The following is a 17,560-nucleotide window of genomic DNA, read 5'->3' on the forward strand; positions in this document are numbered from 1 at the left end:
GCCAATTTAAAAAACTATACCCCTTCAGACCGGGAAGCCGTTTCCCACACTGATGACCATCCCAGGGACAGGCTGGCCGCACGTTCGGCCGCCAGAATCAGGCTTTCTTCGCGCGCAATATTCTTGCCGGCGATATCAAATGCCGTACCGTGGTCAACCGATACCCGCACCACCGGCAGGCCCACCGTAATATTAACGCCATCGTCGCCATATACCGCCTTAAATGGCGCATGGCCCTGATCGTGGTAACAGGCCACCAGAAATTTCCACTTGCCCCGCACGGCCTGCGGCCAGAGCGCATCCGCAGGGATCGGCCCCACCGCATTGATGCCGGCTGCTTTGGCCCGGTCGATGGCAGGCGTCAGAATAGCACTGTCTTCTGTACCGAAGATGTTGTTTTCCCCGGCATGGGGATTCAGGCCGGAGACGGCGATGGGCTCATCCTGTCGGTTGAGGGCTTTGGAGAATGCATGAACCAGCTGCAGGATATCGTCCATGCGCTTGGGATTCACGTCATCAATAGCCTGCCGCAATGATACATGAGTTGTCGCATGGAACACATACAGATCGCCAGCCGACAGAACCAGAGAATAATTTTTTACCCCGAATTCATGAGCCAGCAATTCGGTGTGTCCGGGCCATTTGTGGCCGCCCAGATGCATGGCCGCTTTGTTCAGTGGGGCAGTAACGATGCCATCGACTTCGCCCTTCCGAGCCAGATCACATGCCTTCATCACGAACAGCGCGGAACCGGCGCCGGCACGCGCATCCAGCTTGCCCAATTCGACGTCTTCAAGAGAAGGGCCCACCTGAATGATTTCAATGGTGCCGGGCTCATTGGTTGCTTCTGCAGGAGACGACACTTCACGAACTTTGTTTACATCGCCATTCTGGCTGGCAACCGCCTTGCGCAACGCAGCGACATCGCCGATCACGACAAACTTGGCCATATCACGCAGGCGTGAATGGTTCATCAACATTTTGGCTGTAATTTCAGGGCCAATGCCGGCTACATCACCAATGGTCACCGCCAGCACGGGTAATCTTTTCTCAATCATTTGAATTTCCTTTCTCTCAGGGTCTCTGCAGCCTGAATCAATACATTTTCTGCACCAAAGCCACCAGCCTTGGTCACAATCGGCATGCCGGCATACTCGCCGCCAATCAGGGTGCCCAGCGGCACGCCGCCGGATACTTCATCAATCAGGCGGATACCGGTTGCCTGCAAGGCCGACATCACCTGCTCTGCCCCGTCACCGCCGGTCGCAATCAACCCTCGCACCTGGCCGGTACGCACCACTTCAAGAGCAAACTGACCCAGACGGAGTGCGACCACCGCAGAGGACAATCCGGGCTGCTGCGCTACCGGGGCCAGAACGACCAGCACGGAATTGCTGCCCTGCACCAGCGTTTGCCCCGCCAATTGGTCACGCTGCCATTGCTGCCAGACGCTATCGTCGGCCAGGGCCTCGGGCTCCGGTGTCAACACCGTGGCGCCCTGCTTTTGCAGGGCCGCGACTTGCGCCCGGGTAGCGCTATGCTGCGAGGTCACTACGGCCAGCACGATTTCACCTGAAATATGACTGCCGGCCCATGCAGCAGCCATAGCCATGGCCAGCCCGCCTGCACCAACAGGAAGTGCACGCTCGCCCAGCAACACAATGGCCTGGGCCAGGCGCTTCAGATCAGCGTCGCTACGGGCGTCTACCACCACAATTGATCCGCTTTCACCGATTTTCTCAGCCAGGGATGCGGGCGTATCATCATATTGCGGACTGATCAGTTTGCAGTCCAGCAGGGCCGGTACCGAACTTTCCGTCACGGGCGTGACCGGGTCGGTTCCAGCCGAGGTTTCCGTTACAGGCACACCATTGACCAGCAACACGCCTTGTTCAACGGTTCTGCCGGTATCTGGATAGGCGGGGCATACGACGGCAATGGCATTTTCGTGCCATTGGCTTCGGGCCGCTTCAATTTCCGCAGCAAAGGCGCCGCGCAAGGTGGAGTCCACTTTTTTGAATACATGACGAACGTCATGCTTGCGAAAGGTCTGCATTTCTCGCGCAACCGCCTCTGCTGCGGCCTGCGGGCTCATGGCACGGCTGTTGCTGTTGACCGATACCACTTCTGCCTGCATATCGCCCAATGCAAATGCGTCTTCTGACCCGCCAACGTATAACTGGGTTTCCCAGCCACAGCGGACGAACTGGACAGCGGAATCGCCCGCGCCCGTCAGATCGTCGGCAATGATTGCGATCTGCGGTTTCATAATTTGACCGGATCCCCGGCAAGCGTCTCATCTTCGTCGGCAATACCATCATCGACGGGCTTCAATTCACCTGCTCTTTTCAGGAAATAAGAGGCCAGCAAGGGAGCCATGATCGAGCTGATCAATACGCAAGCGGCAACTTGCGCTGTCGCGGTCTCGACATAAACCTGGAAGCGCGGATCGGCAGCAGCGACAATGGCCGGTGTAGCGATGGCATTGCCAGCGGTGGTTCCCGCCGCAAAACCGATACCGCTTTTGCCGCCGCGGCGCAGGATGAGTTTATATCCCATATAAACCAGGAACCCGGTAATGGGGCTGATCAGCAGGCCCAGGACAATCCCTGTCATACCGCCGCTGACAATGGCCGACAGATTGATGCCGGTACCCAGCGCGAATGCAAAAAACGGGATCACAATATTGGGAACCGGATCCAGGACTTTACGCCAGTGCGGATCCACGTTACCGACCAGTACGCCCAGCAGAAACGGCACCAGCGCAGCAACAAGGGCAATCAGCGGAATATCGCCCAGGCCAGATGCACCCAGGAAAAGCAGACTGAAGAAGGGACCGTCATTGACGGCGCTGGCCACATAGGCGCCACGATCGCGGGCATCGCCATATTGACCGGTGAAGGCGAGCCACAGGCCGCCGTTGCTGTTGTCAAACGCGGCCAGCAATGCCAGGATGGAAATGCCCCAAATACCATCGATACCGACAAAGCTGCCCAACAGAATGATCAAGCTGGCCGGAATAATGGTTTTGCAAAAGAGAATGGTACCTGCTGTCGCCAGGATCGGGCCGCCGGTACGAACATTGACCTGCGTGCCGGTGGCAAAAATCAGCAATGCAATCAAGGGCAGAGCGCTGTCTTTGAACAGCGCGGTCGTGAAACTGCCGATACCCAGGGCTTCAGGTGCGAAGGTCCCGATTATCGAGCCGAGTATCAGGGGAATAAGCATCAATCCGCCAGGGATTTTCTGCATGGTTTTGAACATGGGAAATAGGGAACGCTCTTGTGTCATCATCCGGCCCAACCTTTTGGTCACAGGGGAGTAGTAAAGAAATGAATGGTCTCGCAAGTGGCTTTTTGATCGTGCTTCTTATCTTCGCCACAGCTCTGTACGTACAACCTGTACGTACAGGTGCGATTATTCTCTTTTAGAAAAGAATTGTCAACCCGTGATGGATGCGATTAATTATTATGATAAGGACGATTGATTCGGCACTCAGGCTTCGATGTCAAGCAGACGCAGTTTTTGTGATATCGCCTGGCAGGCAGCAATGAGGGGGTCAATGTAAGCCGTGCGACGGTCGGCCGCCAGACGAAACAGGGGAATACTGATGCTGACGCAGGCAACCGGTCGACCGATTTTATCGACAATGGCGCAGCCATAGCAGAAAATATCACGTTCGTTTTCTTCACGATCTTCGGCAAAGCCCTGGCGCTGAATATCAATGATTTCATTACGCAGCGCCTGTGCAGACAACAGCGTGGTATTGGTATATTTCTGAAAGCGGATCGCGCCAATCAAGCGACTTCTTTCACTTTCATCGCCCAGTGCCGCCAGATAGGCTTTACCGACCGAGCTTGAATAGAGCGTCACCTGACTGCCCAGTCGTGAATTCATGCGCACGGCCTGCGGGCTTTCCAGCTTGTCAATATAGGTCATGGCGCCGTTGACCGGCACCGCCAGGTGGACCGTTTCGTTTGTCATATCACGCAGCCTGATCAACTGTTCCCGGCAGACTTTGCGAAGATCGGAGCTTTCCAGCGCCTGGCTGGCCAGACTGATCAGACGCGGTCCCAGCGTGAAAATCTGGCCGCCTTTATTGATCACCAGGCCTTCGGCCTGCAAGGCATCGACAATACGATACAAGGTGGGTTTGGGGTATCCGACCGCGTGGCTCAGATCCTGAATGGTGACGCCATGACCGGCATTGCTGGCGATCGCGTCCAGCACACGCATGAATTTGGAAAACGAAGCAGTGCCGGCCACTTTCTGGCCAGCCTTGTCCTGCAAGATTGTCGTCGTTGTCATGATGAAAAATCAAGTTACCATATAGCCACCATCAACCGGCATGATAACACCCGTCATGAACGAAGATGCGTCGGAGCACAGAAAAACCACCGCACGCGCCACATCTTGCGGCGTGCCCCAGCGTTTGAGCGGTGTTCGATCCAGAATCGGGCGTGCCCGGGATTCATCGTTTTGCAGCGCTTCGGTCAAAGGGGTCGCGATCCACCCGGGCGCCACCGCATTGACACGAATGCTGTCGGCTGCATAGGCAATGGCCAGCGATTTAGTCAATTGTGCAATGCCACCCTTGCTCGCACTATAGCCTGGCACCAGGCCGCCACCAAAAAAGCTGAGCATGGACGCCATATTGACGATGCATCCGCCAGATTGAGCCAGCGCGGGACGCAGGGCTTCGCACAAGCGCATGCTTCCGACCAGATTGACATCAATCACGCGTTCAAACACGGGCAGTTTGAACTCTTCCACCCGTGCAATAATCCCGGCACAATTGACCAGGATATCCACGTTCCCCAAGGACTGCGCGAACGCCCTGACATCCTCGTCGCTGGTCACATCCAAAATCACTTCTTTTACGGTGGCGTGACGCCAGGCCTCTTCACCCGTCGCCGGCAGGCCGGCCGCGTAGACCTGCGCGCCCAGGCCGGCAAGTTCTGCGGCAATCGCACGCCCGATTCCCTGGGTTCCACCCGTGACCACCGCAATTTTTCCCGCAAACAAATCTGTCTTGAAACTCATGGATTTTCCAAATAAAGATCAATAGGTGGCGCGACCGCCGGACAGGTCAAACACGGCGCCGGTACTGAATGAACACGACCCCGACAGCAACCATAAGGTGAGCTCGGATACCTCATCGCACTCGCCCAGGCGCTTCATCGGGCTTTTTTCTATCATGGTCTGCACATGCGCCGGCGACATTTGCTGCAACAGTGTTGTGTTAATTGCAGCAGGCGCAATGGCATTGACCCGCATCGCAGTCTGCGCCAGTTCCTTGCCCAGGGATTTAGTCAGGGCAAGCACGCCCGCCTTGGCCGCACTATACGCCGATGCATTGGGCGTGCCTTCCTTGCCCGCCAGCGAGGCGATATTCACAATGCGCGCGCCCGGAGCCTGCTTCATCACCGGCACGGCCACCCGGCAGGTGTTGTACACGCCCAGCAAATTGACCGCGATCACTTGCTGCCATTCCTGCGGATCGGTTTGTTCCAGCGGCAGCGTGGAGCCGGCAAATCCGGCGCAATTGACCAGCATATCAATCTTGTCATATTGACCAACCACCGTTGCGCAGGCATTCTCAAGTGAGCCGATATCACACACGTCAACTTGACTGAAGCGCACCCTGTCTCCCTGCAAATCTTCGGGCGGCGCCCTCCTGTCCCAAATTGAGACCGTGGCACCGGCCGCCAGCAATCTGCGCGCGATATCCAGCCCAATACCGCTGCTGCCACCAGTGACAACAGCGCTACAGCCTGAGAAATCATAATTGGCTTTGATACTCATAATCAGCGCACGAACTGGTCAACATAGTCAGCCCCCAGGCCGACACTTTCATAGTGCTTGCGGCACATGTCCAGTTTGGTGAACACGTCTTCGTAACCCGTGTGATTGCCTTCGCTGTCAACGTAATACATGATGCCATTGACCTGGAACATGGTAATCATTTCTTCCACGTCTTCAGGCACATACAGGGTGTGCGTTTCTCCCGGCGGCTCAAAGACGTAGCTGCCTTCGGTCGCCACCCAGTCATGCTCAAGATAACGCCAGGTGCCTTTGATCACATAACCATGCACCGGCTGGGGATGCCGGTGACAGCTTAATACGCCGGATTTGCGCACGCGCAGCAGATTCATCCAGTATCCCTGCGACACGTTCAGGCACAGCGGGCGGAACCAGACGTTGGGCGCCTGTGGTACCCAGACGCGCTCATCTTCAGGAACGGCATTGGGCACAACGATATCCTTGAGCGCCTCTTTGGGATTGGGGTAACGATAAGGAGTGGGTTCGGTCATGATAATTCCTTGGCCCCGACCAGACGGGGCGATATTTCAAGTGTGAAGGTGCGAAAGAGCCGGCCCGCTTATTTGATGTCCAGTTCTTTGAGCACTTTGCTGTAGCCTTCTGTCTCCAGCTTCATTTTCTGCTCAAACGCCTCGCCGTCGGCGTACACGTAGCCCAGATTCTGCTGCCTGATCGACTTGATCAGCTCGGGGTCCTGAGCCACTTTTTCGAACGCCTGCTTCAGCATTGTGACGGCCTCGGCCGGCATATTTTTTGGTCCCGCTACGCCACGCCAGGTACCGTAAGAAACATCGATGCCCTTTTCTTTTGCCGTTGGCACATCCTTGAACTCGGGCACGCGCTCGTCGTCCATGACCACGAGCAAGCGCATTTTGCCGCTGCGCACATACTCTGCCGCTTCAGCGGGACTGGTGGCTACGGCGTCCACCTGCTTGCCCAGCAACGCCAGCAAAGACGGACCCGAGCCCGGGTATGGTACATGCGTGACCTTGGTACCCGATTTGACTTCGAATGCACTCAGGGCAACATCGTACACAGCGCCGGTTCCCGGTGTTCCCACGTTCATGCCATCGGGATTCTGTCTGGCCGCGGCAAGGAAATCCTCAACGGTCTTATAAGCCGAATCATTGTGCACCACCAGCGTGGTCGGATCGGCATTCAACTGCACCAGTGGTGTGAAGTCTTTGTAGGAGCGATCAAACAGATTCAATAAAGGCAGAGTAACAAACTCGCCCGTTACGATGGCCAGCGTATAGCCATCAGGTTTTTGATTGAGCACATACTTCCAGCCCACGGCGCCACCGGCCCCAGACTTGTTCAGCACAATCATGCCCTTGGGGAAGTGCTTTTCGGCGGCCTTCGCAAAGCTGCGGGCAACGGCATCAGTGCCGCCGCCTGGCTGAAACGGAACCACAAGTGTAATTGGCTGGCTGGGATAGGCGTTGGCAGCAATCGCCTTGGTGGACAGGCAAGCCAGACTGGTACAGGCGATCAGCGAAGCCAGCAACACGCGACGGGAATACATCATGACAGGAACGGTCTCCGAGAATGGATTGAATACGAACAATGAACAGTTCGTCACGGACGCATGCTTCCATCGCCGATCATGATTCTGTTAAAAGTCCATAATATGGATTTATTTCTATATTATGGAAACAGTGTATAGCGTTTGATAGCCCAAGCCAGCTAGGGATAACCCGAAATCACGAATGAAATGTTTACAAAAGAAATGAAAAGGCCATGCCCGGCATGGCTATATCAGCGGCAAGCAGTGCACCGTGGGGGACTTTCAATAAAGAGGAAAGCACGCCCCCTGCATGGCGGATCAGTTACGCCCAGATATGCGCAGTTTATGGGCGTGCCCGCATACTTTATGCCGGCTCGTGCAACTTCCAGTACAAGAAGTTATTCTGCGGACTGAATACCCGCCGGAACACCAGTAAAACCGCCAATACACACGCGATACCCGATGAGGCGGTCAGCAGGAACATCAACAGAATCTGGTAACGGATTGCCTGTTCCGGATCCTGGCCAGCCAGGATCTGACCCGTCATCATGCCCGGCAGGCTGACCAGACCGATCACCATCATGCTATTGATCGTCGGCATCATCCCTGCCCGCACCGCGTTCTGTGCCGGCTCGCGATAGGCTTCCCATCCGCTGGCTCCAAGCGAGAGCATCATTTCCACATGGTCCCGTTTCTGGGTCAATTCGTTTGTAATACGATCCAGCCCCAGCGACACTCCTGTCAGGGTGTTGCCCATAATCATGCCAAGCACGGGGATCACATACTGCGGCGAATACCAGGGTTCAATACGCAGAATCAGCACCAGCCCGATGCCCATGGTCAACCACGAAGGAATCCAGATCGCAAACAGTGCATCGAACGGCATGCCCTGATAGCGTATGCGACTGCGATTGCGGGCCGCCAACCCTGCAATGACCGTCATGACCGCCATAATGGCAAGCACGATATACCATTTATCGGCGGCAAAAACCCACTTGAGTATCAGGCCGATGGCAAACAGCTGCACAACCATGCGAATGGAGGCAATCAACAGCTGCTTTTCCAGTTTGAGCTTCAGAAAGACCGAGATCAGGCCATTGGCCAGAATCAGCAGCGCGGCCAGTCCGATCTCGCCAACCGATATTTCCATGTAGTCAGGATTCATGCATGCGCTCCTTCGCTATCGTCGGTGCTCAAATGGCCGTTTTCCATCAACCATATACGCTCGCCCACACGTGCTTTCTGCTGTTCATCATGGCTGATCCACAAGGTCGCGGTTTCATGACGGTTCACGGTCATCCAGTGGTCAATCAGTTTTTCCACGAGCTGCGCCGTGGCTTCATCCAGCGCCGAGGTGGGTTCATCCAGGAGCAAAAGACAGGGATCCAGTTGCAACACGCGCAAAAGACAGACCAGTTGCATTTCCCCGCCCGACAGAGCTCCAGACGCCTTGTCAAGAAATGACGAGGGACGGTCAATGGCCTGCAGAAATCGTTCTATTTTCTGCCGGTCATATTTTTTATCACGATTGACGGCCAGCCCGAAAGGAAATGTCAGATTGCCCTCAACGCTGGCATGCAGCAGCACCGGGCGCTGCCGGATATATGCCACCTGCGCACGATAGCGACTGCTGTCAGACTGGCTGACCGTACGGCCACGCAGCGCCAGCTCGCCGGAATCGGGTTTATCAAGCAGGGCCAGCGTGCGCATGAACACGCTCTTTCCCGAGCCGGATGCGCCCGACAGGACGACACGATCGCCGTGCCGGATGATGCACGAGGCCGGATAAAGCAGCACATGATCACTGAGCGGATCTTTGCGAGTGAGATGGGTTGCCTGCAATAGTGCTGGCCGGGAGGAGGTCGAATGAACGCTTGCCACAACTGTTTCATGCCAATGTTGATAGCGACGCCACCCGCATAGCCGCCAAAAAAAAGCGGCCGCAGGGCGCGTGACTGAGCCAGGGAAACGGCCGGAAGAAAAATGAATTTTTTCCCCGGACGAACTGCGCACAATATACACTGAAAGCGTGGCCAGGACATGTCAAACGCCCTGCGAGGGAACGCGAGACCGGTTAAGTGTCCGCCAGCAACTGCGGAATACGCAGGATTACGTCCCGATCCTTTTGTTTTTCCGGTTCAGGCAACATGTCCCACGCCACCATGGAGGGATGGCAACGACGCAAATCATCCCGCTGGACGCCATAGCGCCAGCCGGCAAGATAACGCTGCGCGACCCAGCGCGCATGTTCTACCTGCGCCAGCCGCTCCACTTCCTGCGCAGTGAACGAGATGGGACGCGGGTCTCCTGCTATCTGTGCATCGGCCCCTGTCAGCTTGCCGCACATGGCCAGCTTGTAGGGAATATGATCGGCCTGTGCCCGGTTGGCGTCTTTCGCCGGCTCATTCAAGGCATCCCAGGATTGCTTATAGGCTTCACTTTCACTGAGTGCACCACCATCCGGGGCCAGTTGCTGCAGGTAATCCTCGTGAATGGCACGCGCGATGGTGTCCAGCCGTTCCTTCGTGATCAGTTCCACCTGACACACCGACTCCAGACTGCCGAAAAACCGCAGCCGATTAAGCCGGTTCTGCTTTGTTCTGAGTAGCGCATTTAGGCCATCGTTATGGTAATTCAATGCAAATACGCGAAAAGTAGAGACCGGCGTGGCGTGCAGCATTTCCAGCGACATTTTCAGATTGGCCGAATCCTGCTCGAATGCAGCAATCACAACCGGAATAACGTGTTCTGGCGGGTCAATCACCAACTCATTCAGGATTTGGTCGTAAGCACCATCGAATTCGACATATTTAATGGAAGAGACCATACCGGCGCCAGGATATTCAGCAACCAGCTGCCTGCCGGCCATGTCGGCCCCGGCGCCACACACAATGATCTCGGGCGAGGCCGGATTCGCCGTGTGCAGAACCTGCAATGCCTGCACCAGCAGCGATTTGGCGGTATCGCCTGTGCCAAATATCACCAGGCGGAAAACCGTCTCCTCATCGCGCAGCGCCTCGGCATATTCATAAGGGAAACGGGCGAAGAACTGGCGGGCGATCATCTGATGATGATTGAAGAACCGCAAATCAATGCCATTTTGCTTTTCATCTTCAAAATAATCGGATTGCTGCAGCATGGCGCTGACACGCGCGTTCGCGATATGCAGAAAGCACCGCACCTGATATTTTCCCGGATTCTTTTCTGTGATCTGATGCAAGGCACGCACCACATTGATGGTGGTCTGTTCATCATTCAAAAAGCAAATGAGATAGCGGGCAGTACGAATCCCCGCGTCCTGCAACACCATGCTTTGCGTACCATCGCCAAATAGCACCAGGTGTCCCTCACGGCGCAGCGCCCGGGCGTGCTTGTGCTCCGCATCCAGCTCAATGGCCACCCCTGTCATATGGTGCGATTGAGCCAGATCGTTCAGCAAGGCCTTGCCCTTTTGATTGATGCCAAGCACCAGCACCTGGTTACGCCTGAACAGCAGCCTGAACTGCGTGTAATAATCAACAAAAAGCTTTTGTGCAATTCTGACCATCCCGGCCAGCAGCGCCAGGGTCACGACAATCTTGACGAACGTGAGTTGCCACGGCAAATTCTCCGGCGGCAATGAAGATGAAACAGGATCGGATCCCATCAGGGTGCGTAGCGTACGATACAGCTTTTCAGGCAGATAGAGCCATTCATTGATTTGTGGATAGTGCTTGCCCAGTCCCGTCCAGGTCAACACAATCACTGCAAGCCCACCCACCAGAACCAGAATGCTTTTTGCGCGATGAGACAGTTTCATTTATGGATGCTCCTGCAAATTGTCGTGTACCTGCCGCAACAGCGCCAGGGTTTTTTCCTTCACACTGAGGTCCTGAACTCTGTGAAGTTGCAGACGGACCATCTGTTCCAGGCGACGGGCAACGAATCCGGTCTCCCTGTTCTGACTGAAATAAACCGCCATTGCAGCGCGGGCCATCGGATGAAAACGCCAGTAACTGTCGAGCAATTGCAACTGTGACGCATCGCGTATGGGTATGTATTTTTCAATGTAAGCAGTCAATGAAACAGTGGAACCGGGCACAGGCGGGCGGACATACGGGTCCTGGAAAAACCAGGAATCGGGGCGCTGCGCCGCGCGAGGAGCATCAACAACGGCTGCGGCATCATTGTCGTATTGCTTGCCGAAATAAATCTCGGTCTGATCGGCCAGATCGCGCGCAGGGGCAAGCAGCGCATCAGGCACCGCCCATACATTCAGAATGGACTCGCCGGCCCGCGCGTCAAGGGTCAAGATATCCTTGCCGTTGCGCAGTAACACCACGTCATTGATACGACTGATCCCAAACGGCATGACAACCGGCATTCCTGTGGTCGTGTCATACATGGCAATGCCCTTATTGCCACCCACGCCCAAGGAGTCTGAAGCGAACAGAATCTGACCGTCTGCAGAAAACTTCAAGTATCCATTAGTGGCATCGTTACTGATTTTCTGCCCGATCGGGCGCATTTTTTCCAGGCTCCACAAGCGGATATATTTGTTATCTTCAGCCATGGCAATCAGCTTGCCGTCTGGGCTGAGTTCGGCCTTGGGTGAGTCACCTGCAGTGGGAAGCGTCAGGCGGCTGACAAAATCCGTCAGATCATATAACTGTGCATTGTCATTGAAAAACGCCAGCAGATATTTATTATCGGGTGTGAAATAGGCCCCCTTGATCCGCGTGCTCTCCTGATGCAAGACCTTGCCCGTGGCGACGTCAACAACGCGCCAGTTGCTCTCTTCGTCCAGAGCGAGGATTGTCGACAAATCCGCCGACAACTTATATTTTTCGCCCTGCTTGAGGGTAAACGTGCGCGCAAGTTCACCGGACGCGATATCCCAAATGCCCAGTTTTTTTTCATCGAGTCTGGACGAAACCTGCCTGCCATCGCGACTGAACGAGATCATGCCTTTGACAGACACCGGCTTGCCGATTGGCTTTCCGGTACCGGCACGATAGAACAGCAGCTGGCTTCGATCGTTTTCCGGTGTTGAAATCACATAGATGAAATCATGTTCTTCATCTACGCCGAAGCGATCAATGGTGAACGGAGTTTCGATGTACTTTTTGGCGCCATCTTTTGCTTCCAGGGAAAGATACTCCAGCGCGCGACCATTCTTTTTAAGTATCAGCACACCCTTGCTATCGGGCATGGCACGGAACGATACCAGTTTTTCGCCCAGGCTATGCTGCGACCGAAGCAATGCCGGCGCCAGGTCCGTCACCAGGTAAAACGACCCCTCCTGAAGCTCAACCCGTTGCGTCATATCAGGAGACACGCTCGACGAATCATCATATAAAAGTCGAACAAGGTTGAGCGACGTTTCGCCAGCAGACACGGCCTGGTCGGTATTGATATCATGTACCGTATAGTTGCCCTGCCACAGCGTGGTATAGGTTTTCCCATCATTGAAATAAACATCTTCGGGCACCAGCTGACCCGGCACTCTGGCCACCTCGCGATTATTTTTCCGCAAATCAATGTGATACATGCCATTGACCGCCCGGACAAACACGTGCTGCGCGTCCGGGCTGAATTTGAGCCTCATGATTCTGGCCGGCACCTGATAGTCGCGTGCCTCAAGCAGTTGACCGTCGGCGCTCACGGGATAGATGCGAATACGATTGTCATTATCCTCATTTTCATGAAAAACAATGAGCCGCCCTTGCGGCTCAATCTCAATCTGGTCGGTCGCGGCGCTCGAACGGCGACGGGTGGGCACCTGATCAACGGCAAGCTGATGCGTGCGCATGTTAAATAGTTGTGATTTGATATATTCCAGCTTGCCGTCAACAACGTGCCACCCCTGTATGACAAGCCAGCGACCGGTTGCATCCGGTACCAGGGAAGCAATACGCATATCGGCAGGCGCCTCATAAACAATACTGATGGGCTTGCCTTCCTGCCATGTCGCTATTTTGTTATCGGCAGTCGTGAAGTACAGAATACCTCTGGCATCAAACAGCATTTTTGTAAACGAATTGGCATTGGCATCGTTCAAGGTCGTGTGCAATGTCTGTTTGTACGCATCCCATATCTGTATGCCGCGTTGCGCATTGGTGGTGGCATTGATTGCAGCAAGCCAGTGACCATCGGGGCTGAACACGGGCGTCGAGTCCAGTCTTGGCATCAGCGTCATGCCGTTCTGACGCATCAGCATTGACTGCACATACAACGCGGTTCGTTCATTGCCATAGCGTGTCGCGGCAGCCATGTAGGCCGCGCCCTCGGCCACTTCTTTCTGGTCAATTTTATTCAGTCCGGAAAGAAACAGGGAACGCGAGAGCATGGATTGGGCAGAGTTTCTTTCAGTCCAGGCGTATACGCCCATGCCCATCGCCATGACCGCCAGCACACCAATGACGATTGCAATACGCTTGATAATCTTCGTGCGCTGCCTGGCTTTGACCAATTGATAGGCCTGATCGCGCTGGGTCAGGTCGCCAAGGGGCACATCCAGCACACCGGCAATGACCTTGAGGCGGGCCAGATCAAGACGATCCCTGTAGGCCTGTACCCTGCGCTCCACCTCCCTGCGTGACAACTTGCGATCCTGCTGCAACTGCCGCCGATACGCCTCCGGCGTGGTGAAACCCTGCTCCTGCGTCCCTGGAATGCGGGCGTCAGCGGCGATGGGCTCTTCGCTTACATTGGTGTCAATCGCGCCGGTCTCATCTACCCTGAAACGCAATACCTCCGGAAAACATTGCTGTTCGGTAGACTCTTTGCCATATTCAGGCTCCCCGGCAAGAATCAGGGCAATCATGCGATCACTTTTGCCTGTCTGCTTGAAATGGCGCAGCTCCTGGCTTACATATACTGAGCGGGCCGATTGCGGCGAACTCAGATAAATCAGACAGGCCGAGGCATCCAGCGCCGTGGTCAGCGCCGAGGACAGGTTGGAACTGGCCGACAGCTCCTTTTCATCCTGAAAGACAGGATAGATTTGCGCGGGAATAGGCCTGCCGGCACGATTGGACTTGCCGACCAGGTCAGCCGGCACCTCGTAGGTTTCCAGCTCATGATGCAGCCAGTCGGCCCATTTACGCCCTTCTTCCCGGTTATCAGCGTGGCTGTAACTGATGAATGCCGCATAGGTCAGCCGACTCTCTGCCGTTTCTTCGTTCATATTTATCTATGCAGACAGGTTCCCAGAGCCATCCGTTTTACCCGAGAACCGTTACCCAGACAATATGTGCAGCCTCATTTCAACAGGAAATGATGTATCGGATTGTGAAATATGTTGAACATTATGACGCCACCCACGGATCATAACTGGTGAAATTCCACACATTGCCTTCCAGGTCTTTGGCGTCGTATGAGCGCCCAGGATAGCCCTGGTTATCATAAGGCGGCTTGATGATGTTGGCGCCGTGCTTGCCCGCATGCGCCGCGTGGGCATCGGGATCATCGACATGCATGCAGATGCACATGGTAATACCGCGCGCTTCGTCCGGGGTCAGCCATTGGTACAAGTCCTTGGCCTCCGATTCCCGGTCGCTGCCGAGCATGATCATGTTGTTGCCGATGACCAACTGGGCATGGTGAATAATTCCGGGATCTTTTTCATCGGCGTAAACCGCGTGGCGGGTAAATCCAAAGGCTTCGCATAGAAATCGGACGGCGGACGGCGCGTCCTTGTACCGAAGACAGGGAATAATTGCACTTTTCTCCGACATGATGAACCTCCTTATCCATTCAGAAGGAAAGAGAATCCAGCATATTCCTTTGTGAATAAAGTTGCAATCTGCCTGCCCAAAACATCGTTCAGCGGTACCCGCCGGCTATGGGCGAGTACACAGATGTCATATTGCACAAACGGCCAGCAGCAGCCTGCGTGCCTTAGCTCTCGACGCGATTCGCATCCAGCACCGTGAGCGCTGCCATATTCACAATCCGCCGTACAGTGGAACTGGAAGTCAGGATATGCACCGGCGCATTTGCACCCAGCAGGAACGGACCGACTGCCACGTTGCCACCGGCGACGGTTTTCAGCAGGTTATAGGCGATATTGCCTGAATCGACATTGGGGCAGACCAGCAGATTGGCCGACCCTTTAAGGGTAGACGACGGCAGAATGCGCTCGCGCAATACCTCGTTCAGGGCACAATCGCCGTGCATTTCACCGTCGATTTCCAGATCCGGATTCTGCTCGCGGATCAGTTCCAGCGCACGACGCATTTTTTCGCCTGAAGCCGAACTGCCCGAGCCAAAATTGGATCGCGACAGCAATGCGACTTTGGGTTCCACGTCCATCTGCGAGAGCACCTGCGCAGCCGCCAGCGTATATTCCGCAATCTGTTCTGCAGTGGGATCATCATTGACGTGGGTATCAACCAGCGCCACCATGCGTTGATCCAGCAGCAGGATGTTCATGGCCGCATAAGAACACGCCCCCGGTTTTTTACCGATCATCTGGTCAACAAAACGCAGGTGCTCGTGATAAGAGCCAACGGTGCCGCAAATCATCCCGTCGGCATCGCCAAGATGAACCATCATCGCGCCGATCAGCGTCAGACGGCGACGCATTTCCACACGTGCCATTTCCTTTGTGATTCCCTGACGACACATATGTTCCCAATACGTGGTCCAGTATTGATGGAAGCGGGAGTCAAACTCGGGATTGGTGACTTCGACGTCTTCACCCAGTTTCAGGCGCAAGCCGAATTTCTCGATGCGGGCCAATAGCACAGACGGGCGACCGACCAGGATCGGACGGGCGAGTTTCTCATCGACCACCACCTGCACGGCACGCAAGACCCGTTCGTCCTCACCTTCGGTAAAGACAATACGCGCCTTGCCGCCATCGCGAACGATCTGTTTGGCCGAGGCAAACAAGGGCTTCATGAATGCGCCGGAGTGGTACACGAACTGTTGCATACGGGCTGCGTACGCTTCGAGATCGTCAATCGGTCTTGTTGCCACACCACTATCCATGGCAGCCTTGGCCACTGCCGGTGCCACGCGCACAATCAGGCGTGGGTCGAACGGCTTGGGAATCAGGTATTCAGGTCCGAAAGACAGGTCGTAACCACCGTAGGCCGTGGCTACCACGTCGTTGATTTCCTCTTTAGCCAGGCCCGCAATGGCGTAGACTGCAGCTTTTTCCATTTCACGTGTAATTGTGGTTGCGCCTACATCAAGCGCCCCACGGAAAATATACGGGAAGCACAATACGTTATTGACCTGATTGGGAAAGTCAGACCGGCCGGTCGCCATCACCACGTCGTCACGCACCGCCTTGGCCACGTCGGGCATGATTTCGGGATTCGGATTGGCCAATGCCAGGATCAGGGGACGCGTTGCCATGGTCTTGACCATTTCGGGCTTCAGCACCCCGCCGGCAGACAAGCCCAGGAACACGTCGGCACCGTCGATAACCTGGGCCAGCGTACGAGCATCGGTCTTCTGGGCAAAACGCAGCATTTCCGGCCCCATAGGCGTATTGCGCCCTTCGTAGACCACGCCATCAATGTCGGTCACAAATACATTTTCCAGCGGCAGGCCCAGATCGACCATCAGGTCCAGACAGGCCAGTGCGGCGGCGCCTGCGCCCGACGACACCACTTTGACCTGTTTAATATCCTTGCCGACTACCGCCAGGCCGTTGATAAACGCAGCAGCTACGGTAATTGCAGTGCCATGCTGATCGTCGTGAAAGACGGGAATGCTCATGCGTTCACGCAATTTGCGCTCGACTTCAAAGCATTCCGGGGCCTTGATGTCTTCCAGGTTGATGCCGCCAAAGGTGGCTTCCAGTCCGGCAATAATTTCCACCAGTTTGTCCGGATCGGTTTCATTGATTTCAATATCGAATACATCCAGGCCGGCAAATTTCTTGAAGAGGACGGCTTTCCCCTCCATGACCGGCTTGGAAGCCAGTGCGCCGATGTTGCCAAGGCCCAGTACGGCTGTTCCGTTACTGATGACCCCGACCAAGTTACCCCTGGCGGTATAGCGGAAGGCGTTGAGCGGATCGCTCACGATTTCCTCACAGGCGGCGGCTACGCCCGGCGTATAGGCCAGGCCCAGATCGCGTTGCGTGACCAGCGGCTTGGTCGCCGTCACCGCGATTTTGCCGGGAACGGGAAACTCGTGATAATTCAGCGCTGATTGACGATCAATGGTACTCATGGCGGGAGCCTCCTGAAAAATTGATTTTGCAATAGTGTAGGTCCTTACCATAAGTAA

14 protein-coding genes are annotated in these 17,560 nt (G+C 55.3%); all 14 read right to left on the reverse strand.

Features of this window, described 5'->3' with window-relative positions:
- Window positions 1–14: 14 nt before the first annotated feature.
- The 14 genes from pdxA to W822_RS27935 all read right to left on the reverse strand — a co-directional run bounded on the left by pdxA (window position 15) and on the right by W822_RS27935 (window position 17,503).
- Window positions 15–1,058: a 4-hydroxythreonine-4-phosphate dehydrogenase PdxA gene (gene pdxA, locus W822_RS27875; RefSeq protein WP_024003830.1), complete on the reverse strand. Its 1,044-nt coding sequence runs from the start codon at window positions 1,056–1,058 to the stop codon at window positions 15–17.
- Complete coding sequence (locus tag W822_RS27880) at window positions 1,055–2,269, reverse strand: four-carbon acid sugar kinase family protein (RefSeq protein WP_024003831.1); 1,215 nt, start codon at window positions 2,267–2,269, stop codon at window positions 1,055–1,057. The genes pdxA and W822_RS27880 overlap by 4 nt, the downstream gene beginning before the upstream one ends.
- A complete protein-coding gene (locus W822_RS27885; protein WP_024003832.1) occupies window positions 2,266–3,291 on the reverse strand; it encodes a 2-keto-3-deoxygluconate permease in 1,026 nt (341 codons plus the stop codon). The genes W822_RS27880 and W822_RS27885 overlap by 4 nt, the downstream gene beginning before the upstream one ends.
- A gap of 204 nt (window positions 3,292–3,495) precedes the next feature.
- Window positions 3,496–4,308 carry an IclR family transcriptional regulator gene (locus W822_RS27890; RefSeq protein WP_024003833.1) on the reverse strand — a complete coding sequence of 271 codons (813 nt, stop codon included), beginning with the start codon at window positions 4,306–4,308 and terminating at the stop codon, window positions 3,496–3,498.
- Between the two features lie 9 nt (window positions 4,309–4,317).
- Window positions 4,318–5,043 (reverse strand): SDR family NAD(P)-dependent oxidoreductase, encoded by a 726-nt coding sequence (locus W822_RS27895; protein ID WP_024003834.1) that lies wholly within the window; start codon window positions 5,041–5,043, stop codon window positions 4,318–4,320.
- 18 nt (window positions 5,044–5,061) lie between these two features.
- Window positions 5,062–5,805, reverse strand: a complete 744-nt coding sequence (locus tag W822_RS27900) for an SDR family NAD(P)-dependent oxidoreductase (RefSeq protein WP_024003835.1) — start codon at window positions 5,803–5,805, stop codon at window positions 5,062–5,064.
- 2 nt (window positions 5,806–5,807) lie between these two features.
- A complete protein-coding gene (locus W822_RS27905; RefSeq protein WP_024003836.1) occupies window positions 5,808–6,314 on the reverse strand; it encodes a 2,4'-dihydroxyacetophenone dioxygenase family protein in 507 nt (168 codons plus the stop codon).
- 68 nt (window positions 6,315–6,382) lie between these two features.
- Window positions 6,383–7,351, reverse strand: a complete 969-nt coding sequence (locus tag W822_RS27910) for a Bug family tripartite tricarboxylate transporter substrate binding protein (RefSeq protein WP_253272224.1) — start codon at window positions 7,349–7,351, stop codon at window positions 6,383–6,385.
- Window positions 7,352–7,694: 343 nt separating this feature from the next.
- Complete coding sequence (locus W822_RS27915; protein ID WP_024003838.1) at window positions 7,695–8,495, reverse strand: ABC transporter permease; 801 nt, start codon at window positions 8,493–8,495, stop codon at window positions 7,695–7,697.
- Window positions 8,492–9,211: an ABC transporter ATP-binding protein gene (locus tag W822_RS0123180; protein WP_172642762.1), complete on the reverse strand. Its 720-nt coding sequence runs from the start codon at window positions 9,209–9,211 to the stop codon at window positions 8,492–8,494. Before W822_RS0123180 ends, W822_RS27915 begins: the two co-directional genes overlap by 4 nt.
- A gap of 193 nt (window positions 9,212–9,404) precedes the next feature.
- Window positions 9,405–11,129, reverse strand: a complete 1,725-nt coding sequence (locus W822_RS27920) for an NAD-binding protein (protein ID WP_024003840.1) — start codon at window positions 11,127–11,129, stop codon at window positions 9,405–9,407.
- Window positions 11,130–14,498: a TIR domain-containing protein gene (locus W822_RS27925; RefSeq protein WP_024003841.1), complete on the reverse strand. Its 3,369-nt coding sequence runs from the start codon at window positions 14,496–14,498 to the stop codon at window positions 11,130–11,132.
- Between the two features lie 121 nt (window positions 14,499–14,619).
- The gene (locus tag W822_RS27930) at window positions 14,620–15,048 is read right to left on the reverse strand and encodes a VOC family protein (protein WP_024003842.1); all 429 of its coding nucleotides are present in this window, start codon (window positions 15,046–15,048) and stop codon (window positions 14,620–14,622) included.
- Between the two features lie 163 nt (window positions 15,049–15,211).
- Window positions 15,212–17,503, reverse strand: a complete 2,292-nt coding sequence (locus W822_RS27935) for an NADP-dependent malic enzyme (RefSeq protein WP_024003843.1) — start codon at window positions 17,501–17,503, stop codon at window positions 15,212–15,214.
- Between the last annotated feature and the right edge of the window lie 57 nt (window positions 17,504–17,560).

The organism is Advenella kashmirensis W13003, assembly GCF_000506985.1.
GTDB lineage: Bacteria > Pseudomonadota > Gammaproteobacteria > Burkholderiales > Burkholderiaceae_B > Advenella > Advenella kashmirensis_A.

What these genes read in the sequence shown, in the direction of transcription:
- pdxA (WP_024003830.1), bottom strand. Translation starts at nt 1,058, where the DNA reads ATGATTGAGAAAAGATTACCCGTGCTGGCGGTGACCATTGGTGATGTA.
- W822_RS27880 (WP_024003831.1), bottom strand. Translation starts at nt 2,269, where the DNA reads ATGAAACCGCAGATCGCAATCATTGCCGACGATCTGACGGGCGCGGGC.
- W822_RS27885 (WP_024003832.1), bottom strand. Translation starts at nt 3,291, where the DNA reads ATGACACAAGAGCGTTCCCTATTTCCCATGTTCAAAACCATGCAGAAA.
- W822_RS27890 (WP_024003833.1), bottom strand. Translation starts at nt 4,308, where the DNA reads ATGACAACGACGACAATCTTGCAGGACAAGGCTGGCCAGAAAGTGGCC.
- W822_RS27895 (WP_024003834.1), bottom strand. Translation starts at nt 5,043, where the DNA reads ATGAGTTTCAAGACAGATTTGTTTGCGGGAAAAATTGCGGTGGTCACG.
- W822_RS27900 (WP_024003835.1), bottom strand. Translation starts at nt 5,805, where the DNA reads ATGAGTATCAAAGCCAATTATGATTTCTCAGGCTGTAGCGCTGTTGTC.
- W822_RS27905 (WP_024003836.1), bottom strand. Translation starts at nt 6,314, where the DNA reads ATGACCGAACCCACTCCTTATCGTTACCCCAATCCCAAAGAGGCGCTC.
- W822_RS27910 (WP_253272224.1), bottom strand. Translation starts at nt 7,351, where the DNA reads ATGATGTATTCCCGTCGCGTGTTGCTGGCTTCGCTGATCGCCTGTACC.
- W822_RS27915 (WP_024003838.1), bottom strand. Translation starts at nt 8,495, where the DNA reads ATGAATCCTGACTACATGGAAATATCGGTTGGCGAGATCGGACTGGCC.
- W822_RS27920 (WP_024003840.1), bottom strand. Translation starts at nt 11,129, where the DNA reads ATGAAACTGTCTCATCGCGCAAAAAGCATTCTGGTTCTGGTGGGTGGG.
- W822_RS27925 (WP_024003841.1), bottom strand. Translation starts at nt 14,498, where the DNA reads ATGAACGAAGAAACGGCAGAGAGTCGGCTGACCTATGCGGCATTCATC.
- W822_RS27930 (WP_024003842.1), bottom strand. Translation starts at nt 15,048, where the DNA reads ATGTCGGAGAAAAGTGCAATTATTCCCTGTCTTCGGTACAAGGACGCG.
- W822_RS27935 (WP_024003843.1), bottom strand. Translation starts at nt 17,503, where the DNA reads ATGAGTACCATTGATCGTCAATCAGCGCTGAATTATCACGAGTTTCCC.